Genomic DNA, 26,811 nt, shown 5'->3' with positions numbered 1-26,811 from the left:
TGCGGGCTGCCCCGGCCTTCCGGGAACGTCTCAGCGATTTTGAGGCCGTCAGCACTGGCAGTTTCAGTCGCGCAAGTGGGTAAATCAAGGACAGGTCGCAGGAACCCTGTAGGCCGGGTCAGGCGCCACCCGGCATAAAGGCGGCGCTACGCTTGCCGGGCCTGGGGTATATGGGCTTAGGGGGGATCCTGTAGGCCGGATAAGCGTAGCGCCATCCGGCACAGCCACGGGTACGGTGCCTGACTGCTCAGCGGCGCTGTGCTTGCCGGGCCTGAGAGAGAGATTCTGCGGAGCGTTACGCTACAAATGTACCCGCTGCTCTCAAACAAAAAGGCCGGTTAGCATCGCTAACCGGCCTTGTTTATCGGCGTCTGCGCGTCACGTTAGTCGTGGCGCGGATACTCCGGCGTGTTGATCCAGGCGTGGCCATCTTCCCAGGTGAACAGCCATTTCCGGTCCGGCCCGGCCATGACGTTCAGATAGTAGCTGTCGTAACCGGCAATCGCCGCCACCGGATGGTAACCGCGCGGCACCATCACCACGTCGTGGTTATAGGGCGCCATGCAGGCATCCAGGCTGCGGTCGTCGGTGTAGACCCGCTGGAAGGCAAAGCCCTGCGGCGGATCGAAGCGGTGATAGTAGGTCTCTTCCAGCTGCGTCTCTTTGCCCGGCTGGGCGGTATCGTGCTTATGCGACGGCCACGAGCTGGTGGCCCCTTCGTCGGTGTAGACTTCCACCACCAGCAGGCAATCCGCCTCGGCGCTGTCCGGCAGAATATTATGCACCCGACGCTGGTTGCGCCCTTTCCCACGATGCTCGACGCCGACGTCTTCCGGCCGAATAAGGCGTGCCGGGAAGCTGCCTTTGCCCGGCGCGCTACACACCGCCAGCTCCAGATCGGAATCGGCGGTCACCTCGACCCGCTCCTGCGGTGGCACGTACACCGACCACGGCGGGGTGCGTTCAAACGGCGACATCCGTTTACCGAGATTTGGGAAATCGGCCTGCTGCGTTTTCACCGACGCCAGGCCGGCGACCAGCACCAGGCACAGCTCGCGGTCGCCGCTCTCCAGCGTCACGGTCTGCCCTTTTTTCAACATCCAGACATCAAAGCCGATATAGCGCCAACCGGCGCTTTGCGGCGTAATATGCTGGATCTGTCCCTCTTTTCGCGATTTAGCCAGTAACGACATGGCGCTCTCCTTCGCCGATTAACCTAACGTCGGCATGCTGAATTCAGATACGGTCTGCTGCCCTGCCGGCCAGCGTACGGTGGCGGTCTTCATGCGCGTGTAGAAGCGCACGCCGTCCGGCCCGTGAACGTTCAGCGCCCCGAACACTGAGCGCTTCCAGCCGCCGAAGCTGTGGAACGCCATCGGCACCGGGACCGGCACGTTCACCCCGACCATCCCCGCCTGCACGTCGTGGACGAATTCACGCGCGGTGTGGCCGTTGCTGGTGAAGACGGCGCTGCCGTTGCCAAACTCGTGGCTGTTGACCAGTTCGAGGGCGCTGTCATAGTCCGCCGCGCGCACAATCCCCAGCACCGGGCCAAAGATCTCTTCGCGCCAGATGGTCATCTCCGGGGTGACGTGATCGAACAGGGTGCCGCCGACATAATAGCCCGCGTCGTAACCCGGCACGCGCAGTTTGCGGCCATCGACCACCAGTTTTGCCCCTTCGCTTTCGCCTTTATCAATATAGCCGAGGACTTTTTTCTGGTGAGTATCAGAAACTACCGGCCCCATCTCGTTCTCTTCCTGGCCGCGCATGCAGCCCGGGCCCACTTTCAGCGCTTCCACCAACGGCTTCAGGCGGGCGATCAGTTTGTCGGCGGTTTCATCTCCCACCGCGACCACCACCGGCAGCGCCATGCAGCGCTCGCCCGCGGAACCGAAAGCGCCGCCCATAATGGCGTTAACGGTGGCGTCGAGATCGGCATCCGGCATCACTATCGCGTGGTTTTTGGCAGCGCCAAAGGCCTGCACGCGCTTGCCGTGGGCGCTGGCGGTCTTATAGATATACTCCGCCACGCCGGAGGAGCCAACGAAGCTCACTGCCGCAATGCGCGGGTCAGTGTACAGCTGCTCGGCATCTTCATTGCTGCAGTGCACGACGTTAAACACGCCGTCCGGCAGACCGGCCTCTTTCAGCAGCTCTGCCAGACGCACGGCGGCCGTCGGCGCCAGCGCCGGCGGCTTGAGGACGAAGCTGTTGCCGCAGGCCAGCGCCAGCGGGAACATCCACATCGGCACCATCGCCGGGAAGTTGAACGGGGTGATCCCGGCCACCACGCCCAGCGGCTGCATCAGCGAATAGCTGTCGACGCCGGTGCCGACGTCAGAAGAGTATTCACCTTTAATCAGGTGCGGGATCCCGCAGGCGAATTCGACCACTTCCATGCCGCGGGTCAGCTCGCCCAGCGCATCCGACCACACTTTGCCGTGCTCGCTGACGATGATCCCCGCCAGCTCTTCCACGTGCTGCTCCAGCAGCATTTTGAAGTTGAACAGCACGCGGGCGCGGCGCAGCGGCGTGGTACGGGACCAGCTGTCAAACGCATCGCGAGCAACCTGAATCGCCTCAGAGACTTCCTGCGCGGTCGATACCGTGACTTCGCGCACCGCTTTGCCCGTCGCCGGATCGTACACCGGCATCGTTTCGTTGCTGCTGCTGATAACGGTTTTCCCGCCAATAAAGTTTCCTGTGATCGTCATGTTCTCGCCTCATAGTGAAGAGGGCCAGCGCACACCGGCCCGTCGCTGATTCTGCTGTGCTATAACCGTAGTAAAATGAAATTTATATTTCAACATTGTTGTGAAATGAAATTTCATTTTGGTGATAACAGTCGCATTTTGCGCTCACGCATCGCTTACACGCTTCCCCCATCGAGCCGCGCCGCCTCGTGATGCCAGGCTCCCCGTCCCGGTCGCTCCCGCCGCGGCGGCCGGGAATATTTTGCGAGGCAGCTCAAACAATCATCATTTTCATTCTTGCTTATTTTGGAATAAACGTTTTGACTGTTAGCCAATTGAACGAACCTAACCCTCTTCCGTCAGGAGTGTCCTATGGCCATCGCAATGCAACGTTTTTGTATTAACCGCAAAATCGCGCCAGCGCTCAGCATTGAAGCGTTTTTCCGTCTGGTGAACCGTCTGGGCCTGAATAAAGTCGAGCTGCGCAACGATTTACCCAGCGGGAAGGTGACCGACGATTTAAGCCATCAGCAGGTGCGCGAGCTGGCGGCGCGTTATCACATCGAGATCCTGACGATTAACGCGGTCTATCCCTTTAACCGCCGTAGCGAAGAGGTGCGGCAGATGACCGAGTCGCTGCTGAAAGAGGCTCAGGCCATCGGCGCCAAATCGCTGGTGCTCTGCCCGCTCAACGACGGCAGCGAGGTACCGGCCAGCGACACCCTGGGCGCCCTGCGCGACCTGGCGCCGCTGTTCGCCTTCTACGGCATCCACGGCCTGGTGGAGCCGCTGGGCTTCCCGCAAAGCTCGCTGCGATCTGCGCACCAGGCGCAGACGCTGATCCATGACGCGCGCGTGCCTTTTAAGCTGCTGATCGACACCTTCCATCACCATCTCTACCCGCAGGCGGCGGACGAGTTCAGCCAGGTGGAAGTGGCGGACATCGGGCTGGTCCACCTTTCCGGAGTGGACGATACCCGTTCGCGCGAGCAGCTCACCGATGCCGAGCGCATCATGCTGACGCCGCAGGATCGTCTCGGCACCTGCGAGCAGGTTAAGGCCCTGGAAGCCCGCGGCTATCAGGGGATATACGCTTTTGAACCCTTCGCTCCCGAGCTGGCGCAGTGGAGCGAAGCGGATATCGAGCGCGAAATTGAGCAGAGCATCGCACTTATCCAACGCCACTGCGCCTGAGGCCTCTCGCGACAGCGTGCGCGGCGCGTGACGATTTCCGCAACGCCGGACGACGAGGTTGCCTATAATCGTCGCAGGATAAATGGAGGAATCGATCATGAGCTCACCCCTGTTGATTGCGCGCACGCTGGATAACGCGCTCTATTTGCTGCCCGCGATGGCCAACCGCCATGGGCTGATCACCGGTGCGACCGGCACCGGTAAAACCGTCACCCTGCAAAAGCTGGCTGAGTCGTTTTCGGAGATTGGCGTGCCGGTATTTATGGCGGACGTCAAGGGCGACCTGACCGGCATTGCCGCCGCGGGGCAGAGCTCAGAGAAACTGCAGGCGCGGCTGGAGAAGATCGGCGTCAGCGACTGGGAGCCGCACGCCAACCCGGTGGTGCTCTGGGATATCTTTGGCGAAAAGGGCCATCCGGTGCGGGCGACGGTCTCCGATCTTGGCCCTCTGCTGCTGGCGCGCCTGCTCAATCTCAACGAGGTGCAGAGCGGCGTGCTGAACATTATTTTCCGCATCGCGGACGACCGCGGCCTGCTGCTGCTCGACTTCAAAGACCTCCGCGCCATCACCCAGTTTATCGGCGACAACGCCAAATCTTTCCAGAATCAGTACGGCAATATTAGCAGCGCCTCGGTCGGCGCCATCCAGCGCGGGCTGTTGACCCTGGAGCAACAGGGCGCCGGGCACTTCTTCGGCGAGCCGATGCTGGATATTGCCGACTGGATGCGCGTCGATGCCAGTGGCAAAGGGGTGATCAATATCCTCAGCGCTGAAAAGCTCTACCAGATGCCGAAGCTCTACGCCGCCAGCCTGCTGTGGATGCTCTCCGAGCTGTACGAGCGCCTACCGGAGGCGGGCGATCTCGACAAGCCCAAACTGGTGTTCTTCTTCGATGAGGCGCATCTGCTGTTCAACGATGCGCCGCAGGTGCTGCTGGATAAAATCGAACAGGTGATCCGTCTTATCCGCTCCAAGGGCGTCGGCGTCTATTTTGTCTCGCAGAACCCGGCGGATATTCCCGACGCTGTGCTCGGCCAGTTGGGCAACCGTGTGCAGCACGCGCTGCGCGCCTTTACGCCGAAGGATCAGAAAGCGGTGAAAACCGCCGCCCAGACCATGCGCGCCAACCCGGCCTTCAGTACCGAACAGGCGATCCAGGAGCTGGGCACCGGCGAGGCGCTGATCTCCTTCCTCGATGAGAAAGGCAGTCCGTCGGTGGTTGAGCGGGCAATGGTTATCGCCCCCTGCTCGCGGATGGGGCCGGTCAGCGATGACGAGCGCAATGGCCTGCTGAATCACTCGCCGCTGTACGGCAAGTATGAAGAGGAGGTGGACCGCGAGTCGGCCTTCGAGATGCTGCAGCAAGAGGTGCAGGTCACCACCGAGCAGCAGTCGGCTCCGCCGGCGAAGGGTCAGCAGAGCGGGGAAGACGACGGGCTGCTCGGCGGCCTGAAAGATATCCTGTTCGGCAGCACCGGCCCGCGGGGCGGCAAACGCGACGGTATCGTGCAGACCGCGGCGAAAAGCGCAGTTCGCCAGGTCACCAATCAGATCGTCCGCGGCATGCTGGGCAGCCTGCTGGGCGGACGCAAGCGCTAAAAAAAAGCCCCCTCATCAATGAGGGGGCTTAGGTTTCAGGCTTACCCGCTAGGCCTTACGCATCATCAGCCAGAGGCTTATCAGGAAGAAGCTGGCGCTTGGCAACAGCGCGCCGATGATCGGCGGTATGCCGTACACCAGGGTCAGCGGGCCGAAAATCTGATCCAGCACGTAGAAGATAAAGCCGAAGCTAATCCCCGTCACTACCCGGACGCCCATCGGCACGCTACGCAGCGGGCCAAAGATAAACGACAGCGCCATCAGCATCATCACCGCCACCGACAGCGGCTGGAAGATTTTGCTCCACATATTGAGCTGGTAGCGTCCCGGATCCTGACCGCTGGATTTCAGGTATTTCACATAGTTGTGCAGGCCGCTGATCGACAGCGCATCCGGATCCAGGGCCACCACGCCGAGCTTGTCCGGCGTCAGGTTGGTTTTCCAGGTACCGCTCACCATCTGCGACCCGGTCACCTGCTTCGGATCGGTCAGATCGGATTCATCCACCTGCGACAGGCGCCACACTTTATTCTCGCTATCGAATTTTGCCGAGGCGGCATAGCGCACCGACTGTAAACGACGCTCCGGGTTGAAGGCATAAATGCTGACGCCCCCCAGCTCATCGTTACCTTTCACCCGTTCGATATAGACAAAGTTATGGCCATCTTTCGCCCACAGCCCCTGCTGGGTGGAAAGTAACGAACCGCCGTACATCTGCTGGGCGCGGTAGTTGCGCGCCATCTGTTCGCCCTGCGGCGCCACCCACTCGCCGATCGCCATGGTCAGCAGCACCAGCGGGATAGCGGTTTTCATCACCGCCAGCGCCACCTGCAGCCGGGTGAAACCGGACGCCTGCATCACCACCAGCTCGCTGCGCTGGGCCAGCATCCCCAGCCCCAGCAGCGCGCCAAGCAGCGCCGCCATTGGGAAGAAGATCTGGATGTCTTTCGGCACGCTGAGGATGGTATAGAGGCCGGCGCCCAGCGCGTCGTAACTGCCCTGCCCGGACTTTTTCAGCTGATCGACAAACTTGATAATGCCGGAGAGCGACACCAGCATGAACAGCGTCATCATGATGGTGTTGAAAATCGTCTTACCGATATAACGGTCAAGTACGCCAAACGCCTGCATCAGGCCGCTCCTTTATTAAAACGGGCGCGGAAGCGGCGCATCGGCACCGTGTCCCACAGGTTTAACAGCACCGCCAGCGCAAAATAGAGCAGGTTGATCGCCCACATCCAGATAGCCGGGTCCATTTTGCCTTTGCCGCCGTTCGACTTGATTGAGGTCTGCAGCAGGAAGAACACCAGGTAGAGCAGCATCGCCGGCAGCATCGACAGTACGCGGCCCTGGCGCGGGTTCACCACGCTGAGGGGCACCACCATCAGCGCCATAATGAAGACCGTCGCCACCAGCGTGAAGCGCCAGTGCAGTTCGGCACGCGCGCGGTCGGTGTGGGTCTGCCACAGAGTGCGCATATCCATCTGTTCGGTGTCGTCCGGATCGGAGGTCACCGCCTGGTGGCCGATAATGGCCTGATAGTTATTGAAATCGGTAATGCGGAAATCGCGCAGCATCGCGGTGCCTTCAAAGCGGGTGCCCTTGTTGAGGGTCACCACCTGCGAACCGTCTTTCTGCTGCGATAGCTCGCCGGAATCCGCCACCACCACGGAGGGGCGAGCGTTGCCTTTCGGACGCAGCTGGGCAAGGAAGACGTCATGGAAGCGGTTGCCGTTCACGCTCTCGATAAACATCACCGCGTTACCATCGCTGGCCTGCTGGAACTGGCCCTGGGCCAGAGCGGCCATGCCGGGGTTGGCTTTGGCTTCCGCCAGCACTTCATCCTGATGGCGCGACGACCACGGCCCCGCCCACATCACGTTGACCGCCGCCACCGCGCCGGTGAACAGCGCGAGGATCATCGCCGCCTTGATCAGCACGGCTTTACTCAAGCCGCAGGCGTGCATCACCGTAATTTCGCTTTCGGTGTACAGCTTGCCGAGGGTCATCAGCAGGCCAAGGAACAGACTTAACGGCAGGATAAGCTGCGCCATCTCCGGGATGCCGAGCCCCAACAGCGAGAGCACCAGATTGGTTGGGATATCGCCATCCACCGCAGCGCCGAGGATCCTGACTAATTTCTGACAAAAGAAAATCAGTAACAGGATGAATAGGATCGCCAACTGGCTTTTCAGCGTCTCACGAACCAGATATCTTATGATTATCACTATAAATACGCCCGTAAAAACCCGTTTTAGTGCAGGAAAATTGCTTGTTTCATGGCTTAAACGTCATTTATTCTCTTTGGTCGTCGAAAACGTCGCTAAGATTAAATGACTCATCGGTTCTGCATGTCAGGATCTTTTCTGACGAACCCAGGCCTTAATAACGTTAAGATTAACACGAAGTCACCGCAACAGCGGATATGAGTTACGAAAGCTTGCAATTATATACTCAATGGATTTCGAGTTGTAAGAAGGCAGCAGGGCTGTGGCCCCTGGCGCGCACAATGTGCCACGTCAGGGTAAGCAGGCGCAGCCGGCGCATCTGCAACTTGAAAGGCGACGAGTATAGCCGTAGCCACCACTGTTGTCTTTAAGATTCAGGAGCATAGTGCATGGAGTTCAGTGTAAAAAGCGGTAGCCCGGAGAAGCAGCGGAGCGCCTGTATCGTGGTCGGCGTCTTTGAACCACGTCGCCTCTCCCCCATCGCCGAACAACTCGATAAAATCAGCGACGGCTACATCAGCGCCCTGCTGCGTCGCGGCGAGCTGGAAGGCAAACCTGGCCAGACGTTATTGCTGCACCATGTGCCAAACATTCTGTCTGAGCGCATTCTGCTGATTGGCTGCGGCAAAGAGCGCGAACTGGATGAGCGTCAGTATAAGCAGGTCATCCAGAAAACCATCAATACCCTGAATGATACCGGTTCAATGGAGGCGGTCTGCTTCCTGACCGAGCTGCACGTCAAAGGCCGTAACAACTACTGGAAAGTTCGCCAGGCGGTTGAAACCGCCAAAGAGACGCTGTACAGCTTCGACCAGCTGAAGACCAACAAAAGCGAGCCGCGTCGCCCGCTGCGTAAAATGGTCTTTAACGTGCCGACCCGTCGCGAGCTGACCAGCGGCGAACGCGCCATTCAGCACGGGCTGGCGATCGCCGCCGGCATCAAAGCGGCGAAAGATCTCGGCAACATGCCGCCGAACATCTGTAACGCCGCCTATCTGGCCTCCCAGGCACGCCAGCTGGCCGATACCTATAGCAAAAACGTTATCACCCGCGTGATCGGCGAACAGCAGATGCGCGAGCTGGGAATGAACGCCTACCTCGCCGTCGGCAACGGTTCGCAGAACGAGTCGCTGATGTCGGTCATCGAGTATAAAGGCAACCCGTCGGAAGACGCGCGCCCTATCGTGCTGGTCGGTAAAGGCCTGACCTTCGACTCCGGCGGCATCTCCATCAAGCCGGCTGAAGGCATGGACGAGATGAAGTACGACATGTGCGGCGCCGCGGCGGTGTACGGGGTGATGCGGATGGTTGCTGAGCTGCAGCTGCCGCTGAACGTGATCGGCGTGCTGGCGGGCTGTGAAAACATGCCTGGCGGTCGCGCGTATCGCCCGGGCGATGTTCTGACCACCATGTCCGGCCAGACGGTGGAAGTGCTGAACACCGACGCCGAAGGCCGTCTGGTGCTGTGCGATGTGCTGACCTACGTTGAGCGCTTCGAGCCGGAAGCGGTTATCGATGTCGCAACGCTGACCGGCGCCTGCGTGATTGCCCTCGGCCATCACATCACCGGCCTGATGTCGAACCATAACCCGCTGGCCCATGAGCTGATCGGCGCCTCTGAACTGGCGGGCGACCGCGCATGGCGTCTGCCGCTGGCCGATGAGTTCCAGGACCAGCTGGAATCCAACTTTGCCGATATGGCGAATATCGGCGGCCGTCCTGGCGGCGCGATCACCGCCGGCTGCTTCCTGTCGCGCTTCACCCGCAAGTACAACTGGGCGCACCTCGACATCGCCGGCACCGCCTGGCGTTCCGGCAAAGCCAAAGGCGCCACCGGTCGTCCGGTCGCTCTGCTGTCGCAGTTCCTGCTCAATCGCGCGGGTTTTAACGGCGAAGAGTGATTGCCGTCTGATGCCCGGTGGCGCTACGCTTACCGGGCCTACGGAAAGATGCCGTTTGTAGGCCGGGTAAGCGTAGCGCCACCCGGCTTTGCATTTAAATCCACGACAAGAAGCCCCATATATGAAGAATGCAACGTTCTACCTTCTGGACAACGAAGACACCGTCGACGGCCTGAGCGCCGTCGAGCAACTGGTGTGTGACATTGCCGCAGAACGTTGGCGCAACGGCAAGCGCGTCCTGATCGCCTGTGAAGATGAGCAGCAGGCGATTCGTCTCGATGAGGCGCTGTGGTCGCGGCCGCCGGAGAGCTTTGTGCCGCACAATCTGGCGGGCGAAGGCCCGCGAGGCGGCGCGCCGGTGGAGATTGCCTGGCCGCAAAAGCGCAACAGCAGCCCGCGGGATATTCTGATCAGCCTGCGGCTTAACTTTGCAGATTTTGCCACCGCTTTCACAGAAGTGATAGACTTTGTCCCTTACGAAGAAAATCTGAAACAACTGGCGCGCGAACGCTATAAGGCGTACCGCATGGCTGGTTTCAACCTGAACACGGCAACCTGGAAATAATGGAAAAGACATACAACCCACAAGATATCGAACAGCCGCTTTACGAGCACTGGGAAAAGCAGGGCTATTTCAAACCGAATGGTGATGAAAGCCAGGAGAGCTTCTGCATCATGATCCCGCCGCCGAACGTCACCGGCAGTTTGCATATGGGTCATGCCTTCCAGCAAACCATCATGGATACCATGATTCGCTACCAGCGCATGCAGGGCAAAAACACCCTGTGGCAGGCGGGGACCGACCACGCGGGTATCGCTACCCAGATGGTGGTTGAGCGTAAGATTGCCGCTGAAGAAGGGAAAACCCGCCACGACTACGGCCGCGACGCCTTCATCGACAAAATCTGGCAGTGGAAAGCGGAATCCGGCGGCACCATTACCCGTCAGATGCGCCGTCTCGGCAACTCCGTGGACTGGGAGCGCGAGCGCTTCACCATGGACGAGGGGCTTTCCAATGCCGTGAAAGAAGTCTTTGTTCGCCTGTACAAAGAAGATCTGATCTACCGCGGTAAACGCCTGGTTAACTGGGACCCGAAACTGCGCACCGCCATTTCCGACCTCGAAGTGGAAAACCGCGAATCGAAAGGTTCGATGTGGCACATCCGCTACCCGCTGGCCGATGGCGCGAAAACCGCTGACGGTAAAGACTACCTGGTGGTCGCCACTACCCGTCCGGAAACCCTGCTGGGCGATACCGGCGTGGCCGTTAACCCGGAAGATCCGCGCTACAAAGATCTGATTGGCAAATTCGTGGTGCTGCCGCTGGTAAACCGCCGCATCCCGATCGTGGGCGACGAACACGCCGACATGGAGAAAGGCACCGGCTGCGTGAAGATCACCCCGGCGCACGACTTTAACGACTACGAAGTGGGTCGTCGTCACCAGCTGCCGATGATCAACATCCTGACCTTTGACGGCGACATCCGCGAAAGCGCGGAAGTGTACGACACCAAAGGCAATGAATCTGACGTCTACTCCAGCGAGATCCCGGCGGAGTTCCAGAAACTGGAACGCTTCGCGGCGCGTAAAGCCGTCGTTGCGGCGGTTGACGCCCTCGGCCTGCTGGAAGAGATCAAACCGCACGACCTGACCGTCCCTTACGGCGACCGCGGCGGCGTGGTTATCGAACCGATGCTGACCGACCAGTGGTACGTGCGCGCGGACGTGCTGGCCAAGCCGGCGGTGGAAGCCGTTGAAAACGGCGACATCCAGTTCGTGCCGAAGCAGTACGAAAACATGTACTTCTCCTGGATGCGCGATATTCAGGACTGGTGTATCTCCCGTCAGCTGTGGTGGGGTCACCGCATTCCGGCATGGTATGACAACGACGGCAACGTCTACGTGGGCCGTAGCGAAGACGAAGTGCGTCAGGAAAACAACCTGAGCGCCGACGTTGCGCTGCGTCAGGACGAAGACGTTCTCGATACCTGGTTCTCCTCCGCGCTGTGGACCTTCTCCACCCTCGGCTGGCCGGAAAACACCGACGCCCTGCGTCAGTTCCACCCAACCAGCGTGATGGTGTCCGGCTTCGACATCATCTTCTTCTGGATCGCCCGCATGATCATGATGACCATGCACTTCATCAAAGATGAAAACGGTAAACCGCAGGTTCCGTTTAAGACCGTCTACATGACTGGTCTGATCCGCGATGACGAAGGCCAGAAGATGTCCAAATCCAAGGGTAACGTTATCGACCCGCTGGATATGGTTGACGGCATCACCCTGCCGGAGCTGCTGGAGAAACGTACCGGCAACATGATGCAGCCGCAGCTGGCGGAGAAAATCCGTAAGCGCACCGAGAAACAGTTCCCGAACGGCATCGAGCCGCACGGCACCGACGCCCTGCGCTTTACCCTGGCGGCGCTGGCCTCTACCGGCCGCGACATCAACTGGGATATGAAGCGTCTGGAAGGTTACCGTAACTTCTGTAACAAGCTGTGGAACGCCAGCCGCTTTGTGCTGATGAACACGGAAGATCAGGATTGCGGCTTCAACGGCGGCGAGATGGTGCTCTCCCTGGCCGACCGCTGGATCCTTGCGGAATTCAACCACACCGTCAAAGCGTATCGCGAAGCGCTGGATAACTTCCGCTTCGATATCGCCGCCGGCATCCTGTATGAGTTCACCTGGAACCAGTTCTGCGACTGGTACCTGGAACTGACCAAGCCGGTCATGAACGGCGGCAGCGAAGCGGAGCTGCGCGGCACTCGCCATACGCTGGTGACTGTGCTGGAAGGTCTGCTGCGCCTGGCGCATCCGATCATTCCGTTCATCACCGAGACCATCTGGCAGCGCGTGAAGGTCATCTGCGGGATCACCGCCGACACCATCATGCTGCAGCCGTTCCCGCAGTACGATGCCTCTCAGGTGGACGACGCGGCGCTGGCCGACACCGAATGGCTGAAGCAGGCGATCGTCGCCGTGCGTAACATCCGTGCGGAAATGAACATCGCTCCGGGCAAACCGCTGGAATTGCTGCTGCGCGGCTGCAGCAAAGAGGCCGAGCGTCGCGTGAACGACAACCGCAGCTTCCTGCTGAATCTGGCGCGTCTGGAAAGCATTACCGTGCTGCCTGCCGAGGATAAAGGTCCGGTCTCGGTGACCAAGATCGTCGACGGCGCCGAACTGCTGATCCCGATGGCGGGCCTCATCAACAAAGAAGATGAGCTGGCGCGTCTGGCGAAAGAAGTGGCGAAAATCGAAGGCGAGATTGGCCGCATCGAAAGCAAGCTGGCCAACGAAGGCTTTGTGGCCCGCGCGCCGGAAGCGGTGATCGCCAAAGAGCGCGAGAAGCTGGAAGGCTACGCGGAAGCGAAAGCGAAGCTGATTGAACAGCAGGCGGTGATCGCCGCGCTGTAACCCTCCCGCCCCTTGCCACCCGGCAAGGGGCGTTTTTATGAAACATCCTCGCTTGCGCTCTCCCCTGCCGCGATGTTATTAACATCATCATTCGTCTTTTTTGGGTAATGAGTCATTGTATGAATACGAGCGTCCCCGCGGCGACGTTGCTGCGTCGCATTACGGCGGCAGACAATCCCGCCATCGCCAGGGTCATCCGTCAGGTCTCCGCTGAATACGGCCTGACCGCCGATAAAGGCTATACGGTCGCCGACCCGAATCTCGATGAGCTGTATGAGCTCTACAGCCAGCCCGGCTCCGCCTACTGGGTGGTGGAGAAAGAGGGAGAAGTGGTTGGCGGCGGCGGCGTCGCGCCGCTCGCCTGCAGCGAGCCGGATATCTGCGAGCTGCAGAAAATGTATTTTATGACCAGCGCCCGCGGCCAGGGGCTGGCGAAGAAGCTGGCGCTGCTGGCGCTGGACTACGCCCGCGAGCAGGGCTTTAAACGCTGCTATCTGGAAACCACCGCCTTCCTGACGGAGGCGATCGGCTTATATGAGCATCTTGGCTTCGAACATATTGACGGTCCGCTGGGCTGCACCGGCCACGTGGACTGCGAAGTGCGGATGTTGAAAACGCTGTAGCGCCTCGATATCGCAGGCGTCCCCGGTAGCGCTACGCTTACCGGGGCTACAGTTCGGTAGCCCGGCTAAGCGCAGCGCGAGCCGGGGTATGTCCCGGATGGCACTGCTTGCACCTTACCCGTGCTCGCGGTGCCGTTTTTTTGTCGGGTGGCGGCTAACGCCTTACCCAACCTACTGCCCGTACTATTGCGAGCTGAAGCTCTCAACGCTATCTCTCCCCATGACTACTGAAACTGCCGGTATTAGTGGCTACCGGGGCTACAGGGGCCGAATAGCGTGGGCTACGCCGCCGCCGGCACGCCGCTGTGAAAGCGGAACTCAGCCTCCGGACGGAGGATCAGCGCCGCTTCCGCCTCGCCGAGCTGGCGTACCCGCTCGCTGATATCTTCTCCGGCAATCTTCTGCGCCAGATCCAGGTAGTCCTGATAGTGACGCGCTTCCGAGCGCAGCAGCGACAGATAGAACTTCTGCAGATCGTCGTCCAGCCACGGCGCCAGCGCCGCAAAGCGCTCGCAGGAGCGGGCCTCGATATAGGCGCCGCAGATGAGCTTGTCGATCAGCATCACCGGCTCATGTGAGCGTACCTCCCGTCGCATGCCGCGGGCATAGTTGCTGGCGGTGATTTTGACGTAGGGGATATCGCGCGCCAGCATCATCTCCCGCACTTGCCAGAAGTGATGCAGCTCCTCTTTAATCAGCAAAATCATGCTGTCCAGCAGCTGACGGCCCCACGGGTCATCGGTCTGCGGCATGGCGCTTTTGTTGATCCGCTTATGCAGAGCGACAAAATCCGGCTCCGGCCCCCGGCGGTAGGTGAAGTCTTCATACGGCTTCAGGCAGTCCAGAAGCTCATCGGCGTCGGCTTTATCCGCGACGTAGCGACGCACCAGCAGCATGGCGTTCTGCGCCGCTTTCAGTTCGCACACCATATGGTCGGTCAGCAGCAGCGGCAGGTTTTCCGGCTTGCGGGCTTCATCAATCCACGCCTGCGGCGTCGGGCAGTGCAGGAAGTTGATAATCGGGGAGAGTATCTGCGGGTAATCCATGGAAGTTCCTTGCTATACGGCGGCTGGCGCCGCCGTATCCATCTACAACATCTGCGACTTAGTGACGAACGCCATCGTCGTCTTCATCGACAAAATCTTCGTCATCATCGCCGTCTTCTTCGCCGTTCGGGTCCTCATAGTAGGTGCCCCAACCGTCATACTCGACGTCAAATTTTTCTGCCAGCGTCATCAGCTGTTCCACCTGGGCATCGATCAGTTCTGCGTTCAGGGCGCATTCGCTCAGAATATCGCAGCAGATGACCACTTCACCCTCTTCCACTTCCAGCTCTTCGGGCTCGGTTACTTCGTAGCCCAGCTTAAAGGCTTCCACCGCCACTTTCTCCAGGGTTTCGAAATCGTCTGCAGAGAGGTGATGCTCAATCGTGTACAGTGCGTCCGGATCGCTGCCATCCTCCAGCAGCTCTTCGATAATCAGACGCGTCTCTTCACGCTGTTCTTCCAGGTGTTCCGGGTTTGCCATGGCTCGTTCCTCATAATGTGCGGCAGTTATCCCTATTGTCACATACCGCCGTCATTGCCTCCACTTCTCAGTGAAAGATTTCGATCACAGACTTGCAAATGAATATTCATACATATAAATTGAATTTTAATTCAATTAGTGGCCTATGCCAGGTGAGGGAACCATGTCTGCGTTTTACCAGAAGCATTTTTTAAAGTTACTCGATTTTACGCCTGCAGAAATCACCGCCCTGCTCGAGCTGGCGGCAAAGCTGAAAGCCGATAAGAAAAACGGTATCGAAGTCCAGAAACTGGCAGGGAAAAACATCGCGCTCATCTTCGAAAAAGACTCAACCCGTACACGATGCTCTTTCGAAGTTGCCGCATACGATCAGGGCGCCCGCGTGACCTACCTGGGGCCAAGCGGCAGCCAGATTGGCCATAAAGAGTCGATCAAGGACACCGCCCGCGTGCTCGGACGGATGTACGACGGCATTCAGTATCGCGGCCACGGCCAGGAAGTGGTGGAGACCCTGGCGCAATATGCCGGCGTGCCGGTATGGAACGGCCTCACCAACGAGTTCCACCCTACCCAGCTGCTGGCGGACCTGCTGACCATGAAAGAGCACCTGCCGGGCAAAGCCTTTAACCAGATGACGCTGGTCTACGCCGGCGACGCGCGCAACAACATGGGCAATTCGATGCTGGAAGCCGCGGCGCTGACCGGTCTGGATCTGCGCCTGGTGGCGCCCTCGGCCTGCTGGCCGGAGGCCGCGCTGGTGGAAACCTGTACCGCGCTGGCGAAACAGCAGGGCGGCAACATCACCCTGACGGAAGATATCGCCGCGGGGGTGAAAGGCGCCGATTTTATCTATACCGACGTCTGGGTCTCAATGGGCGAGGCGAAGGAAAAATGGGCCGAACGTATCGCCCTGCTGCGCGACTATCAGGTTAACAGCGCGATGCTGGCGCTGACCGGCAATCCGCAGGTCAAGTTCCTCCACTGCCTGCCGGCGTTCCATGACGACCAGACCACTCTGGGCAAACAGATGGCGGCCGATTACGGCCTGCACGGCGGCATGGAAGTGACTGACGAGGTGTTTGAGTCGGCGGCAAGCGTGGTCTTTGACCAGGCGGAAAACCGGATGCACACCATCAAAGCGGTGATGGTGGCGACGCTGAGCAAATAGTCCTTCGCTCGCCGTCAAATCCCGGATCGCTCAGCGCGTATCCGGGATACCGCCCGTCAGGGCGCTGCGTTACGCCATCAGCATCTTCACCACCGCTTTGCGCACTTTCGCCGGCGCGCCCACGGCGCACAGCGGTTTATGCACTTCCCCGGGATAAAACACCACAAAGTCCCCTTCGTTAAGGATCACCGTTTGCTCCTGCGTCCCCTCCGCCAGGAAAGCGATGTCTTTCTCCGCCAGCCAGTCGGTCTGCGGCTCTCCTGCCGGCAAGGTGCTGAAGGTCATCCCCTCGCTGCCGCGGAGCACAATCTGGATATCAAGATAGCGGACATGATATTCCGCGCGGCGTGCGGCCTGCGGCTCGGTGGTGTCTTCGGAAATCAGATAAAACAGGTTGTCGCCGTCGATATCGTGTTTACCCAGCGGCGTCGCCTCGCTGACATGGGCGATAACGTGTTCGATAGCCTCGCGCAGCGCGGCCGGCAGCCACGGCTGCAGATGGTGGATATTGCCAATAATCATCGCTTACCTCAAATATAAAACAACATTTCATTTTTGCGTTTTATACCCCCATCACCGCTGCCATACCAGTACAGTTTCATGGTTCTTTGCGCTGGCGCACTTTTCTGCAGGCAAACGATTACCTGATTGTGAATGAATCGCTTGATCGTCATAACGGTCTGCGTATAATGCCAGTCGTTTTGCCGGGAGGAAGCATGGCCAATTGCGTACGACATTCTGTCTTAGCGCGTCTCAATGCAGACGCTGGCCTGCCGTTTTTCTTTCCGTTGCTCATTGGATTCCCGAAGCCCCTTATTTAAGGGGCTTTTTTTTTGCCCAGGCGTCAGGAGATAAGCATGGCTAACCCGCTATATCAAAAACATATCATTTCCATAAACGATCTCAGCCGCGAAGACCTCGAACTGGTGCTGGCGACGGCGGCAAAGCTGAAAGCCAATCCACAACCCGAGCTGCTGAAGCATAAGGTTATCGCCAGCTGTTTCTTTGAAGCCTCGACCCGCACCCGCCTCTCTTTTGAAACCTCGATGCACCGCCTGGGGGCCAGCGTGGTCGGCTTTTCCGACAGCGCCAACACCTCGCTGGGCAAAAAAGGGGAAACGCTGGCGGATACCATCTCCGTCATCAGCACCTACGTTGACGCCATCGTGATGCGTCATCCGCAGGAGGGCGCGGCCCGTCTGGCGACCGAATTCTCCGGCGGCGTGCCGGTACTGAACGCTGGCGACGGCGCTAACCAGCACCCGACCCAAACCCTGCTCGACCTGTTCACCATTCAGGAGACCCAGGGCCGCCTCGAAAACCTCAACGTGGCGATGGTCGGCGATCTGAAGTATGGCCGTACCGTCCACTCCCTGACCCAGGCGCTGGCCAAGTTCAGCGGCAACCGCTTCTACTTCATCGCCCCGGACGCGCTGGCCATGCCGCAATACATCCTCGATATGCTGGATGAAAAAGGTATCGCCTGGAGCCTGCATAGCGCCATCGACGACGTAATGGCGGAAGTGGATATTCTGTACATGACCCGCGTGCAGAAAGAACGTCTGGATCCGTCGGAATATGCCAACGTCAAAGCGCAGTTCGTCCTGCGCGCCGCCGACCTTGAAGGGGCGCGCGCTAACATGAAGGTGCTGCACCCGCTGCCGCGCATTGACGAAATCACCACCGATGTCGATAAAACGCCGCACGCCTGGTACTTCCAGCAGGCCGGTAACGGCATCTTCGCCCGCCAGGCGTTACTGGCACTGGTACTGAATAGCGAGCTGGCTCTGTAAGGGGGAAATGAGAGATGACACACGACAATAAACTGCAGGTAGAAGCGATCAAACGCGGCACCGTGATCGACCACATTCCGGCGCAGGTCGGCTTTAAGCTGCTCACCCTGTTCAAACTGACCGAAACCGACCAGCGCATCACCATCGGCCTGAACCTGCCCTCCGGCGAGATGGGCCGCAAAGACTTGATTAAAATCGAGAACACCTTCCTGACCGACGAGCAGGTTAACCAGCTGTCGTTATACGCCCCGCAGGCGACGGTAAACCGCATTGATGATTACGAAGTGGTGGGCAAATCCCGCCCGAGCCTGCCGGATCGTATCGACAGCGTGCTGGTCTGCCCGAACAGTAACTGTATCAGCCACGCCGAACCGGTTTCTTCCAGTTTTGCAGTGAAAAAGCGCGCTGATGACATCGCACTCAAATGTAAATACTGCGAAAAAGAGTTTTCTCATTATGTGGTGCTGGCCAACTAAATGCGGTTGGTATTGGTGGTAGGCCTCCCTATAATGGCTACCACCCTACGCTTCGTCCTTCAGGCGGCGTCTGCGCCGGCGATACAGCGCTTATCGCCTGGCGGCAACCTGAATGATTTTGCGTAACATTACTCAGTTCATCTGGAGATAACATGAGCAAAACTATTGCGACGGAAAATGCACCAGCAGCGATTGGCCCATACGTTCAGGGCGTTGACCTCGGCAGCATGATCATCACCTCTGGCCAAATCCCGGTCGACCCGAAAACCGGCAGCGTTCCGGAAGACGTGTCCGCACAGGCGCGCCAGTCGCTGAACAACGTGAAAGCGATCGTTGAAGCCGCTGGCCTCACCGTCGGCGATATCGTCAAGACCACCGTTTTCGTCAAAGACCTCAACGATTTCGCTACCGTTAACGCCACTTACGAAGCGTTCTTCACCGAGCACAACGCCACCTTCCCGGCGCGCTCCTGCGTTGAAGTGGCGCGTCTGCCGAAAGATGTGAAGATCGAGATCGAAGCCATCGCCGTGCGTCGCTGATCGCTAACCTCGGCATGAAAAAAGGCAGCCCGCAGGCTGCCTTTTTTACGTGGGTCATCCGTAAACCTTCCCCTCATTGCCAGCCGTAGCGGCGGCTGTAGAAGCCTTTGACGGTTTGGGTCAGCACCATATAGCCCGCCAGGATCGCCACCAGCCACGGGAAGTAGCTCAACGGCAGAGCCTGCAGCTGCAGATAGCCCGCCAGCGGCGAGAACGGCAGCGCGATCCCCACCGCCATCACCACCAGGGTCATGGCGAACAGCGGCCAGGCGGCGCGGCTCTGGACGAACGGAATGCGCCGGGTGCGGATCATGTGCACAATCAGCGTTTGCGACAGCAGCCCCTCGATAAACCAGCCGGACTGGAACAGGGTCTGCATCTCCACGGTATTGGCGTGGAACACCCACCACATCAGGCCGAAGGTGAGGATATCGAAAATCGAGCTGATCGGGCCGAAAAAGACCATAAAGCGCCCGAGATCGGCCGGGTTCCAGCGCTGCGGTTTGCGGATCTGTTCATCATCGACGTTATCGAACGGGATCGCCACCTGGGAGACATCGTACAGCAGGTTTTGAATCAACAGGTGCAGCGGCAGCATCGGCAGAAACGGCAGGAAGGCGCTGGCCACCAGCACGCTGAAGACGTTGCCGAAGTTGGAGCTGGCGGTCATTTTGATGTACTTAAGCATGTTGGCGAAGGTGCGGCGGCCTTCGATCACCCCCTCCTCCAGCACCATCAGGCTCTTCTCCAGCAGAATGATATCCGCCGCCTCGCGGGCAATATCCACCGCGCCGTCGACCGAGATGCCGATGTCCGCCGCGCGCAGCGCCGGGGCGTCGTTGATGCCGTCGCCCATAAAGCCCACCACGTGGCCTTCGCGTTTCAGCAGCGTCACGATACGCTCCTTATGCAGCGGCGCCAGGCGGGCGAAGAGCGTGGTGCGTTTCGCCAGCGCCGCCAGCTCGTCGTCGCTCATCGCTTCAATCTGGCTGCCAATCACCACTTCGCCAGCATCCAGCCCCACTTCATGGCACACCTTGGCCGCCACCAGCTCGCTGTCGCCGGTGAGGATCTTCACCGTGATGCCGCTGGCTTTTAATGCTTTCAGCGCCGGAGCGGTGGTCTCTTTCGGCGGATCGAGGAAGGCGATGTAGCCTTCCAGGATCAGGTCCGACTCATCGGCGCGCTGGTAGTCGCCTTCGCGGGCCGGCAGATATTTGGTCGCCACCGCCACCACCCGCAGCCCCTGCCGGTTGAGGGTGTCGGTCACCCGGCGAATGCGGCGCAGCATGGTGTCGTCCAGCGGCACGATATCGCCGTTGTAGCGCACCTGGGTTGAGACGTTGAGGATCTCCTGCAGCGCCCCTTTGCAGATCAGCTGATGCGCGTCGTCCTGCTCTTTCACCACCACCGACATGCGGCGGCGTTCGAAGTCGAAGGGGATCTCATCTACCTTCTGCCAGCGCGCCGCCAGCCCGCGGGCGGCTTCCAGCTCAACGCCCTCCAGCACCGCGGTGTCGAGCAGGTTTTTCAGGCCGGTCTGGTAGTGGCTGTTGAGCCAGGCGGCATGCAGTACCCGCTCGCTGACCTTGCCGGAGACGTCGGTATGGTTCTCCAGTACGATTTTATCCTGGGTCAGGGTGCCGGTTTTATCGGTGCAGAGGATGTCCATCGCGCCAAAATTCTGAATGGCGTCGAGGTGCTTCACGATAACCTTTTGCTTCGACAGCTTCACCGCCCCGCGCGCCAGCGTCGAGGTGACGATCATCGGCAGCATCTCCGGCGTCAGGCCGACCGCCACCGACAGCGCGAACAGCGCCGCCTCCCACCAGTCGCCTTTGGTGTAGCCATTGATCAGCAGCACCACCGGGGCCATCACCAGCATAAAGCGGATCAGCAACATGCTCACCCGACTGATGCCTTTCTGGAAGGCGTTCGGCTCGCTCTCCTGCTCGCTGACGCGGCCGGCCAGTTGACCAAACCAGGTGTGGCCGCCGGTGGCGAAGACGATGGCCTGCGCCGAGCCGCTCACCACGTTGGTGCCCATAAAGCACAGGGTGTCGCACTCCAGCGGGTTCTGCTGCAGCGGATCGCGGCTGCGGGCCACTTTCTCCACCGGCAGCGATTCGCCGGTCAGCGAGGCCTGGGCGACGAACAGATCCCGCGCCTGCAGGATACGCAGGTCGGCCGGGATCATGTCTCCCGCCGATAGCCTGATGATGTCGCCCGGCACCAGCTGGTCGATAGGCAGTTCCAGCCAGCGGCTCTCCCCCTGCTCGTTGACCACCCGCAGCACGGTGGCGGTATTGCTCACCATCGCCTTCAGCGCATCCGCCGCTTTGGTCGAGCGCGCCTCCTGGATGAAGTTGAGCAGCGTCGAGATCCCCACCATCAGGGCGATAACCCCGGCGGCGAACAGATCCTCGGTGGAATAAGAGACGATGCCGAGCACCGTCAACAGCAGATTGAACGGGTTGCGGTAGCAGGTCCACAGATGCACCCACCACGGCGAGGGCTTCTGCGCCGGGATCTGGTTGTCACCGTGTTTGAGGATTTTCGCCGCCACTTCGCCTTCATTGAGCCCTTCTGGGTGGCTGTCAAAGGCGCGCCAGATCTCCTGGTCGTCCATCGCCGCCACGTCCAGACACTGTTTGCCCAGCGACTCAGGAATGGGGCCGCTCGCCAGATGACGGGCGTCCGGCAGCGGATCGCGCTGGACTAAACGGCGTGGCAGATGGCGGCTAAGCTGTGCGAACAGCTGCCGGGTATAATTTTTCAGCATAAACAGTCCCTCCGCGCTCGCCAAAGCGAACGCAGCGTTGCCGACGGGCGTAGCAAAACCTACCTGTCAGGCATGTTATTTTTATGGCAGGGACATCAAGGACGTCACTGCTTTACGCTTTCCGGTAAAGCAGTGTTAAACAAGCTTACCGGAAAGAAAGGTTGCTCCATCGAGGATGAGGAGTGGGATCGGGGTCCATAACTATCTCCGGTAAGTGAATATAAACGGCGCGGATTATAGCGCCCTCGTTAAGGATTGTGTGGCAATAATGGCGATGATAAACCCGCGCAACTAAACCGAACGTAAACCAGACTTTGCTCATTGCGGTTTGGTTGAGTAGCATTATGCTCACTTCTACCCCCTGACGAGAATTCCGCATGCAGAACCGGCTGACCATCAAAGATATCGCGCGCTTAAGCGGCGTAGGGAAATCAACGGTATCCCGCGTCCTCAACAACGAGAGCGGGGTCAGCGAACGGACCCGCGAGCGCGTCGAAGCGGTGATGCAGCAGCACGGTTTCTCGCCCTCCCGCTCCGCCCGCGCCATGCGCGGCCAGAGCGATAAAGTGGTGGCGATTATCGTCACCCGTCTCGATTCGCTGTCGGAAAACCTCGCCGTGCAGACCATGCTGCCCGCCTTTTATGAGCAGGGTTACGACCCGATTATGATGGAGAGTCAGTTCTCCCCGGGGCTGGTGGAGGAGCATCTCGGCATGCTCGCCCGGCGTAATATTGACGGCGTGGTACTGTTCGGTTTTACCGGCATCGACGAGGCGATGCTCGCCCCCTGGCGCGACACCCTGGTGCTGATGGCCCGCGACGCCCCCGGCTTCGCCTCGGTGTGCTATGACGACGAGGGGGCCATCACGCTGCTGATGCAGCGGCTCTACGATCGCGGACATCGCCACATCAGCTTCCTTGGCGTACCGCACAGCGACGTCACCACCGGCGAACGCCGACATCTCGCCTACCTCGCCTTCTGTAAAAAGCATCGTCTGACGCCCACCGCCGCCCTGCCGGGGCTGGGCATGAAGCAGGGGTATGACACCGTCGCCAGCGTGTTGACGGCCGAGACCAGCGCCCTGGTCTGCGCCACCGATACCCTCGCTCTCGGCGCCAGCAAATATCTCCAGCAGCAGGGCCGCGATGCGCTGCAGCTCGCCAGCGTCGGCAGCACGCCGCTGATGAAGTTTCTCCACCCGGAAATATTGACCGTCGATCCGGGCTATGCCGAGTCCGGACGCCGGGCCGCCCGGCAGTTGATCGAGCAGATCGCCGGCAGCGTCGATCCCCGCCAGATCGTGATTCCCGCCGCCCTGAATTAATCTCGTTCGGGCGATTTATGTGATCGTCGCCGGGTTTCGGGAACGTTCCCATTTTGCAAATTAAGCGGAACGGTTAGGATGCCCTCAAGGTAAAAACGGCATCTCTCCCCTCTGTTTTTGAGGCTTCATCATGAGCAAAGTAAACCAGCAGGACATCGATAAACTGATCGAACTGGTGGGCGGGCGCGGTAACATCGCCACCGTCAGCCACTGTATTACCCGTTTGCGCTTTGTGCTGAACGACCCGGCCATCGCCAGACCAAAAGAGATTGAGCAGCTGCGCATGGTGAAGGGATGCTTCACTAACGCCGGCCAGTTCCAGGTGGTCATCGGCACCGAGGTGGGCGATTACTACAAAGCCCTGCTGGCGACGACTGGCCAGACTTCCGCCGATAAAGAGCAGGTCAAACAGGCCGCGCGGCAAAATATGAAGTGGCATGAACAGCTGATCTCGCACTTCGCCGAGATCTTCTTCCCACTGCTGCCGGCGCTGATCAGCGGCGGTCTGATCCTCGGTTTCCGCAACGTCATCGGCGACCTGCCCATGAGCAATGGCCAGACGCTGGCCCAGATGCACCCGTCGCTGAAAACCATCTATGACTTCCTGTGGCTGATTGGCGAGGCGATCTTCTTCTATCTGCCGGTGGGGATCTGCTGGTCGGCGGTGAAGAAGATGGGCGGTACGCCGATCCTCGGGATCGTCCTTGGCGTTACCCTGGTGTCCCCGCAGCTGATGAACGCCTATCTCCTCGGCCAGCAGGTGCCGGAGGTGTGGAACTTCGGCCTGTTTACCATTGCCAAAGTCGGCTACCAGGCGCAGGTGATCCCGGCCCTGCTGGCTGGCCTGGCCTTAGGCTTTATCGAGACGCGCCTCAAGCGCATTGTGCCGGACTACCTCTACCTGGTCATTGTCCCGGTCTGCTCGCTGATCCTGGCGGTATTCCTCGCGCACGCCATTATCGGTCCGTTCGGCCGCCTGATCGGCGACGGCGTGGCCTTCGCGGTGCGCCATCTGTTAACCGGCAGCTTTGCGCCGATCGGCGCCGCGCTGTTTGGCTTCCTCTACGCGCCGCTGGTGATAACCGGCGTCCACCAGACCACCCTCGCCATCGATATGCAGATGATCCAAAGCATGGGCGGCACCCCGGTGTGGCCGCTGATTGCGCTGTCCAACATTGCCCAGGCGTCGGCGGTGGTCGGCATCATCATCGCCAGCCGCAAGCAGAATGAACGTGAAATCTCGGTGCCGGCGGCGATCTCCGCCTATCTCGGGGTCACCGAGCCGGCAATGTACGGTATCAACCTGAAGTACCGCTTCCCGATGCTGTGCGCAATGATCGGCTCTGGCCTCGCCGGCCTGCTGTGCGGCCTGAACGGCGTGCTGGCGAACGGCATCGGCGTCGGCGGCCTGCCGGGGATCCTCTCCATCCAGCCTACCTACTGGCAGGTGTACGCCATGGCGATGGCCATCGCGGTGGTGGTGCCGATTATCCTCACCACCGTGGTGTATCAGCGCAAGTACCGTCAGGGCACCTTGCAGATTGTCTAACTTCTTCTTTCGGGGCGCCTTTGGCGCCCCTCGTTGCAGCAGGAAAGTACTATGAATCAACTCCCCCACTGGTGGCAAAACGGCGTTATTTATCAAATCTATCCGAAGAGTTTTCAGGATACCACCGGCAGCGGTACCGGCGACCTGCGCGGCGTCACCTCCCGCCTCGACTATCTGCAAAAGCTTGGGGTAGACGCCATCTGGCTGACGCCGTTCTACGTCTCTCCGCAGGTGGATAACGGCTACGACGTGGCGAACTACACCGCCATCGATCCCTCCTACGGCACGATGGCCGACTTTGACACCCTGGTGGCGGAGGCGAAGGCCCGCGGGATCCGCATCGTGCTGGATATGGTGCTGAACCATACCTCGACCGAACACGAATGGTTCCGTCAGTCGCTGAATAAGGAAAGCCCCTACCGTCAGTTCTATATCTGGCGCGATGGCGAACCGGACGCCCTGCCGAACAACTGGCGCTCCAAGTTTGGCGGCAACGCCTGGCAGTGGCACGCCGACAGCGGGCAGTATTATCTGCACCTGTTCGCCATTGAGCAGGCGGATCTCAACTGGGAGAATCCGGCGGTGCGCGCCGAGCTGAAAAAGGTCTGCGAATTCTGGGCCGACCGCGGCGTCGACGGTCTGCGCCTCGACGTGGTCAACCTGATCTCAAAAGACCAGACCTTTCCCTGCGATCTGGACGGGGATGGCCGCCGCTTCTATACCGACGGCCCGCGGGTGCATGAGTTCCTGCAGGAGATGAGCCGCGATGTCTTCACCCCGCGTAACCTGATGACCGTCGGCGAGATGTCTTCCACCTCGCTGGAACACTGCCAGCAGTACGCCGCGCTGGACGGCCGCGAGCTGTCGATGACCTTTAACTTCCACCATTTAAAAGTCGATTATCCCGGAGGGGAGAAGTGGACCCTCGCCCGCCCGGACTATGTGGCGCTGAAGGCGCTGTTCCGCCACTGGCAGCAGGGGATGCACAACCGGGCATGGAACGCGCTGTTCTGGTGTAACCACGATCAGCCGCGCATCGTCTCGCGCTTTGGCGACGAAGGCGCGTACCGGGTGCCGGCGGCGAAGATGCTGGCGATGGTGCTGCACGGCATGCAGGGCACGCCCTATATTTATCAGGGCGAAGAGATCGGCATGACCAATCCGCACTTCAACAGCATCAGCGATTATCGCGACGTCGAGAGCCACAATATGTTTATCGAACGTGCGGCGCAGGGGCAAAGCCCGGACGAACTGCTGGCAATCCTTGCCAGCAAATCGCGCGACAACAGCCGCACGCCGATGCCGTGGCATAGTGGCGAGAACGGTGGCTTTAGCGACGGTGAGCCGTGGATCGGCCTTGGCGATAACTACCGGGAGATCAACGTCGAGGCGGCGCTGGCGGACCCCGATTCGGTGTTTTATGTCTATCAGCAGCTGATTACGCTGCGTAAAACCCTGCCGCTGCTGACCTGGGGCGATTATCAGGATCTCCTGCCTGACCATCCGTCGCTGTGGTGTTATCGCCGTCAGTGGCAGGGACAAACGCTGGTGGTCGCCGCCAACCTGAGCCGCGACCTGCAGACCTGGCAGCCAGAGGAGGCACCAGGCGACTGGAAGATGATTATCAGCAACTATGCCGAGACCACGCCCCGCCCGACCGGGCTGACGCTGCGGCCGTTCGAAGCGGTATGGTGGCTACAGGCGTAAGGTATCCCCTGCCCTCCCGAGATGAGAATGTCATGCCTGGCGCCGGTGGCGAACGCCAGGTATTTTTGCTTATTTTCCAGCCAGATAAATTTACATTTATCGCCAGCGCCCATCATCCGTACTCTCACCTTTTTACCTTGTTCTGGGTCAATAAAATCGCAAACATCTTTGATGCAAATCACTACATATAGAACTTAAAATGCGTCCCGGCCCTACATGTTGTATTAATCGTCTATTATGTCACCATATCTTGTCGATGTCTGGCGGTGATGAGATGTGGATA

The 26,811-nt window shown here is 59.7% G+C and carries 23 protein-coding genes; 15 read left to right on the top strand and 8 right to left on the bottom strand.

Annotated elements, in window-relative coordinates; translation table 11 throughout:
• Positions 1 to 383: 383 nt before the first annotated feature.
• Both iolB and ABLU50_RS19740 read right to left on the bottom strand, forming a co-directional pair.
• Positions 384 to 1,193, bottom strand: a complete 810-nt coding sequence (gene iolB / locus ABLU50_RS19745; protein ID WP_087832353.1) for a 5-deoxy-glucuronate isomerase — start codon at positions 1,191 to 1,193, stop codon at positions 384 to 386.
• A gap of 18 nt (positions 1,194 to 1,211) precedes the next feature.
• Positions 1,212 to 2,717: a CoA-acylating methylmalonate-semialdehyde dehydrogenase gene (locus ABLU50_RS19740; protein WP_004146794.1), complete on the bottom strand. Its 1,506-nt coding sequence runs from the start codon at positions 2,715 to 2,717 to the stop codon at positions 1,212 to 1,214.
• Positions 2,718 to 3,068: 351 nt separating this feature from the next.
• Here ABLU50_RS19740 and ABLU50_RS19735 point away from each other — a divergent pair, with 351 nt between their 5' ends.
• Both ABLU50_RS19735 and ABLU50_RS19730 read left to right on the top strand, forming a co-directional pair.
• Positions 3,069 to 3,890, top strand: a complete 822-nt coding sequence (locus ABLU50_RS19735; RefSeq protein WP_087832354.1) for a TIM barrel protein — start codon at positions 3,069 to 3,071, stop codon at positions 3,888 to 3,890.
• A gap of 97 nt (positions 3,891 to 3,987) precedes the next feature.
• Complete coding sequence (locus ABLU50_RS19730) at positions 3,988 to 5,490, top strand: helicase HerA-like C-terminal domain-containing protein (protein ID WP_060656880.1); 1,503 nt, start codon at positions 3,988 to 3,990, stop codon at positions 5,488 to 5,490.
• Positions 5,491 to 5,538: 48 nt separating this feature from the next.
• Here the strand turns inward: ABLU50_RS19730 and lptG are convergent, their stop codons facing one another.
• Complete coding sequence (gene lptG, locus ABLU50_RS19725; RefSeq protein ID WP_002886956.1) at positions 5,539 to 6,621, bottom strand: LPS export ABC transporter permease LptG; 1,083 nt, start codon at positions 6,619 to 6,621, stop codon at positions 5,539 to 5,541.
• The gene (gene lptF / locus ABLU50_RS19720) at positions 6,621 to 7,718 is read right to left on the bottom strand and encodes an LPS export ABC transporter permease LptF (RefSeq protein ID WP_012969078.1); all 1,098 of its coding nucleotides are present in this window, start codon (positions 7,716 to 7,718) and stop codon (positions 6,621 to 6,623) included. The genes lptG and lptF overlap by 1 nt, the downstream gene beginning before the upstream one ends.
• Positions 7,719 to 8,107: 389 nt before the next feature.
• Here lptF and pepA point away from each other — a divergent pair, with 389 nt between their 5' ends.
• The 4 genes from pepA to ABLU50_RS19700 all read left to right on the top strand — a co-directional run bounded on the left by pepA (position 8,108) and on the right by ABLU50_RS19700 (position 13,662).
• Positions 8,108 to 9,619, top strand: coding sequence for a leucyl aminopeptidase (gene pepA / locus ABLU50_RS19715; protein WP_004206531.1), 1,512 nt, complete (start codon positions 8,108 to 8,110; stop codon positions 9,617 to 9,619).
• Between the two features lie 121 nt (positions 9,620 to 9,740).
• Complete coding sequence (holC, locus tag ABLU50_RS19710) at positions 9,741 to 10,184, top strand: DNA polymerase III subunit chi (protein ID WP_004206530.1); 444 nt, start codon at positions 9,741 to 9,743, stop codon at positions 10,182 to 10,184.
• Positions 10,184 to 13,039 (top strand): valine--tRNA ligase, encoded by a 2,856-nt coding sequence (locus ABLU50_RS19705; RefSeq protein WP_017900564.1) that lies wholly within the window; start codon positions 10,184 to 10,186, stop codon positions 13,037 to 13,039. The genes holC and ABLU50_RS19705 overlap by 1 nt, the downstream gene beginning before the upstream one ends.
• A gap of 119 nt (positions 13,040 to 13,158) precedes the next feature.
• The gene (locus ABLU50_RS19700; protein WP_017900565.1) at positions 13,159 to 13,662 is read left to right on the top strand and encodes a GNAT family N-acetyltransferase; all 504 of its coding nucleotides are present in this window, start codon (positions 13,159 to 13,161) and stop codon (positions 13,660 to 13,662) included.
• Between the two features lie 281 nt (positions 13,663 to 13,943).
• Here ABLU50_RS19700 and miaE read toward each other — a convergent pair whose 3' ends face one another.
• Together miaE and rraB are read right to left on the bottom strand one after the other, a co-directional pair.
• Entirely contained in the window at positions 13,944 to 14,708 is a 765-nt protein-coding gene (miaE, locus tag ABLU50_RS19695) for a tRNA isopentenyl-2-thiomethyl-A-37 hydroxylase MiaE (RefSeq protein ID WP_004206526.1), read from the bottom strand.
• 58 nt (positions 14,709 to 14,766) lie between these two features.
• Positions 14,767 to 15,189: a ribonuclease E inhibitor RraB gene (rraB, locus tag ABLU50_RS19690; protein WP_004206524.1), complete on the bottom strand. Its 423-nt coding sequence runs from the start codon at positions 15,187 to 15,189 to the stop codon at positions 14,767 to 14,769.
• Between the two features lie 163 nt (positions 15,190 to 15,352).
• Between rraB and argF the strand changes: the two genes are divergently transcribed.
• A complete protein-coding gene (argF, locus tag ABLU50_RS19685; protein WP_004178387.1) occupies positions 15,353 to 16,357 on the top strand; it encodes an ornithine carbamoyltransferase in 1,005 nt (334 codons plus the stop codon).
• Positions 16,358 to 16,426: 69 nt separating this feature from the next.
• On the opposite strand, the gene ABLU50_RS19680 is transcribed toward argF, so the two are convergent.
• Entirely contained in the window at positions 16,427 to 16,879 is a 453-nt protein-coding gene (locus ABLU50_RS19680; protein WP_057212378.1) for a YhcH/YjgK/YiaL family protein, read from the bottom strand.
• Between the two features lie 194 nt (positions 16,880 to 17,073).
• On the opposite strand from ABLU50_RS19680, the gene ABLU50_RS19675 reads away from it, so the two are divergent.
• The 5 genes from ABLU50_RS19675 to ridA all read left to right on the top strand — a co-directional run bounded on the left by ABLU50_RS19675 (position 17,074) and on the right by ridA (position 19,165).
• On the top strand, positions 17,074 to 17,178 hold the full coding sequence (locus ABLU50_RS19675; RefSeq protein WP_002886930.1) for a pyrBI operon leader peptide: 105 nt from the start codon (positions 17,074 to 17,076) through the stop codon (positions 17,176 to 17,178).
• Complete coding sequence (locus tag ABLU50_RS19670; RefSeq protein ID WP_227650304.1) at positions 17,153 to 17,212, top strand: pyrBI operon leader peptide; 60 nt, start codon at positions 17,153 to 17,155, stop codon at positions 17,210 to 17,212. Before ABLU50_RS19675 ends, ABLU50_RS19670 begins: the two co-directional genes overlap by 26 nt.
• Before the next feature lie 2 nt (positions 17,213 to 17,214).
• Complete coding sequence (gene pyrB / locus ABLU50_RS19665; protein ID WP_004206522.1) at positions 17,215 to 18,150, top strand: aspartate carbamoyltransferase; 936 nt, start codon at positions 17,215 to 17,217, stop codon at positions 18,148 to 18,150.
• 14 nt (positions 18,151 to 18,164) lie between these two features.
• A complete protein-coding gene (gene pyrI, locus ABLU50_RS19660; protein WP_002886927.1) occupies positions 18,165 to 18,626 on the top strand; it encodes an aspartate carbamoyltransferase regulatory subunit in 462 nt (153 codons plus the stop codon).
• A 152-nt stretch (positions 18,627 to 18,778) separates the two neighbouring features.
• On the top strand, positions 18,779 to 19,165 hold the full coding sequence (ridA, locus tag ABLU50_RS19655) for a 2-iminobutanoate/2-iminopropanoate deaminase (RefSeq protein WP_002886926.1): 387 nt from the start codon (positions 18,779 to 18,781) through the stop codon (positions 19,163 to 19,165).
• Positions 19,166 to 19,238: 73 nt separating this feature from the next.
• On the opposite strand, the gene mgtA is transcribed toward ridA, so the two are convergent.
• Positions 19,239 to 21,947 carry a magnesium-translocating P-type ATPase gene (mgtA, locus tag ABLU50_RS19650; RefSeq protein WP_004206521.1) on the bottom strand — a complete coding sequence of 903 codons (2,709 nt, stop codon included), beginning with the start codon at positions 21,945 to 21,947 and terminating at the stop codon, positions 19,239 to 19,241.
• A 377-nt stretch (positions 21,948 to 22,324) separates the two neighbouring features.
• On the opposite strand from mgtA, the gene treR reads away from it, so the two are divergent.
• The 3 genes from treR (at position 22,325) to treC (ending at position 26,528) form a co-directional block, all read left to right on the top strand.
• Complete coding sequence (treR, locus tag ABLU50_RS19645; protein WP_069135465.1) at positions 22,325 to 23,272, top strand: trehalose operon repressor TreR; 948 nt, start codon at positions 22,325 to 22,327, stop codon at positions 23,270 to 23,272.
• 130 nt (positions 23,273 to 23,402) lie between these two features.
• Positions 23,403 to 24,821 carry a PTS trehalose transporter subunit IIBC gene (gene treB, locus ABLU50_RS19640; protein WP_004206516.1) on the top strand — a complete coding sequence of 473 codons (1,419 nt, stop codon included), beginning with the start codon at positions 23,403 to 23,405 and terminating at the stop codon, positions 24,819 to 24,821.
• 51 nt (positions 24,822 to 24,872) lie between these two features.
• Positions 24,873 to 26,528, top strand: coding sequence for an alpha,alpha-phosphotrehalase (gene treC / locus ABLU50_RS19635; RefSeq protein WP_087832355.1), 1,656 nt, complete (start codon positions 24,873 to 24,875; stop codon positions 26,526 to 26,528).
• The last annotated feature ends 283 nt before the right edge of the window (positions 26,529 to 26,811 follow it).

The sequence above is a fragment of the Klebsiella sp. GG_Kp173 genome (genome assembly GCF_040062415.1).
Taxonomy (GTDB): Bacteria; Pseudomonadota; Gammaproteobacteria; order Enterobacterales; family Enterobacteriaceae; genus Klebsiella; species Klebsiella quasipneumoniae.
This window is presented reverse-complemented; position numbering and strand designations above follow the sequence as displayed.

Coding starts and splice junctions, on each gene's coding strand:
- iolB (WP_087832353.1), bottom strand. CDS start 1,193: ATGTCGTTACTGGCTAAATCGCGAAAAGAGGGACAGATCCAGCATATT.
- ABLU50_RS19740 (WP_004146794.1), bottom strand. CDS start 2,717: ATGACGATCACAGGAAACTTTATTGGCGGGAAAACCGTTATCAGCAGC.
- ABLU50_RS19735 (WP_087832354.1), top strand. CDS start 3,069: ATGGCCATCGCAATGCAACGTTTTTGTATTAACCGCAAAATCGCGCCA.
- ABLU50_RS19730 (WP_060656880.1), top strand. CDS start 3,988: ATGAGCTCACCCCTGTTGATTGCGCGCACGCTGGATAACGCGCTCTAT.
- lptG (WP_002886956.1), bottom strand. CDS start 6,621: ATGCAGGCGTTTGGCGTACTTGACCGTTATATCGGTAAGACGATTTTC.
- pepA (WP_004206531.1), top strand. CDS start 8,108: ATGGAGTTCAGTGTAAAAAGCGGTAGCCCGGAGAAGCAGCGGAGCGCC.
- holC (WP_004206530.1), top strand. CDS start 9,741: ATGAAGAATGCAACGTTCTACCTTCTGGACAACGAAGACACCGTCGAC.
- ABLU50_RS19705 (WP_017900564.1), top strand. CDS start 10,184: ATGGAAAAGACATACAACCCACAAGATATCGAACAGCCGCTTTACGAG.
- ABLU50_RS19700 (WP_017900565.1), top strand. CDS start 13,159: ATGAATACGAGCGTCCCCGCGGCGACGTTGCTGCGTCGCATTACGGCG.
- miaE (WP_004206526.1), bottom strand. CDS start 14,708: ATGGATTACCCGCAGATACTCTCCCCGATTATCAACTTCCTGCACTGC.
- rraB (WP_004206524.1), bottom strand. CDS start 15,189: ATGGCAAACCCGGAACACCTGGAAGAACAGCGTGAAGAGACGCGTCTG.
- argF (WP_004178387.1), top strand. CDS start 15,353: ATGTCTGCGTTTTACCAGAAGCATTTTTTAAAGTTACTCGATTTTACG.
- ABLU50_RS19680 (WP_057212378.1), bottom strand. CDS start 16,879: ATGATTATTGGCAATATCCACCATCTGCAGCCGTGGCTGCCGGCCGCG.
- ABLU50_RS19675 (WP_002886930.1), top strand. CDS start 17,074: ATGGCCAATTGCGTACGACATTCTGTCTTAGCGCGTCTCAATGCAGAC.
- pyrB (WP_004206522.1), top strand. CDS start 17,215: ATGGCTAACCCGCTATATCAAAAACATATCATTTCCATAAACGATCTC.
- pyrI (WP_002886927.1), top strand. CDS start 18,165: ATGACACACGACAATAAACTGCAGGTAGAAGCGATCAAACGCGGCACC.
- ridA (WP_002886926.1), top strand. CDS start 18,779: ATGAGCAAAACTATTGCGACGGAAAATGCACCAGCAGCGATTGGCCCA.
- mgtA (WP_004206521.1), bottom strand. CDS start 21,947: ATGCTGAAAAATTATACCCGGCAGCTGTTCGCACAGCTTAGCCGCCAT.
- treR (WP_069135465.1), top strand. CDS start 22,325: ATGCAGAACCGGCTGACCATCAAAGATATCGCGCGCTTAAGCGGCGTA.
- treB (WP_004206516.1), top strand. CDS start 23,403: ATGAGCAAAGTAAACCAGCAGGACATCGATAAACTGATCGAACTGGTG.
- treC (WP_087832355.1), top strand. CDS start 24,873: ATGAATCAACTCCCCCACTGGTGGCAAAACGGCGTTATTTATCAAATC.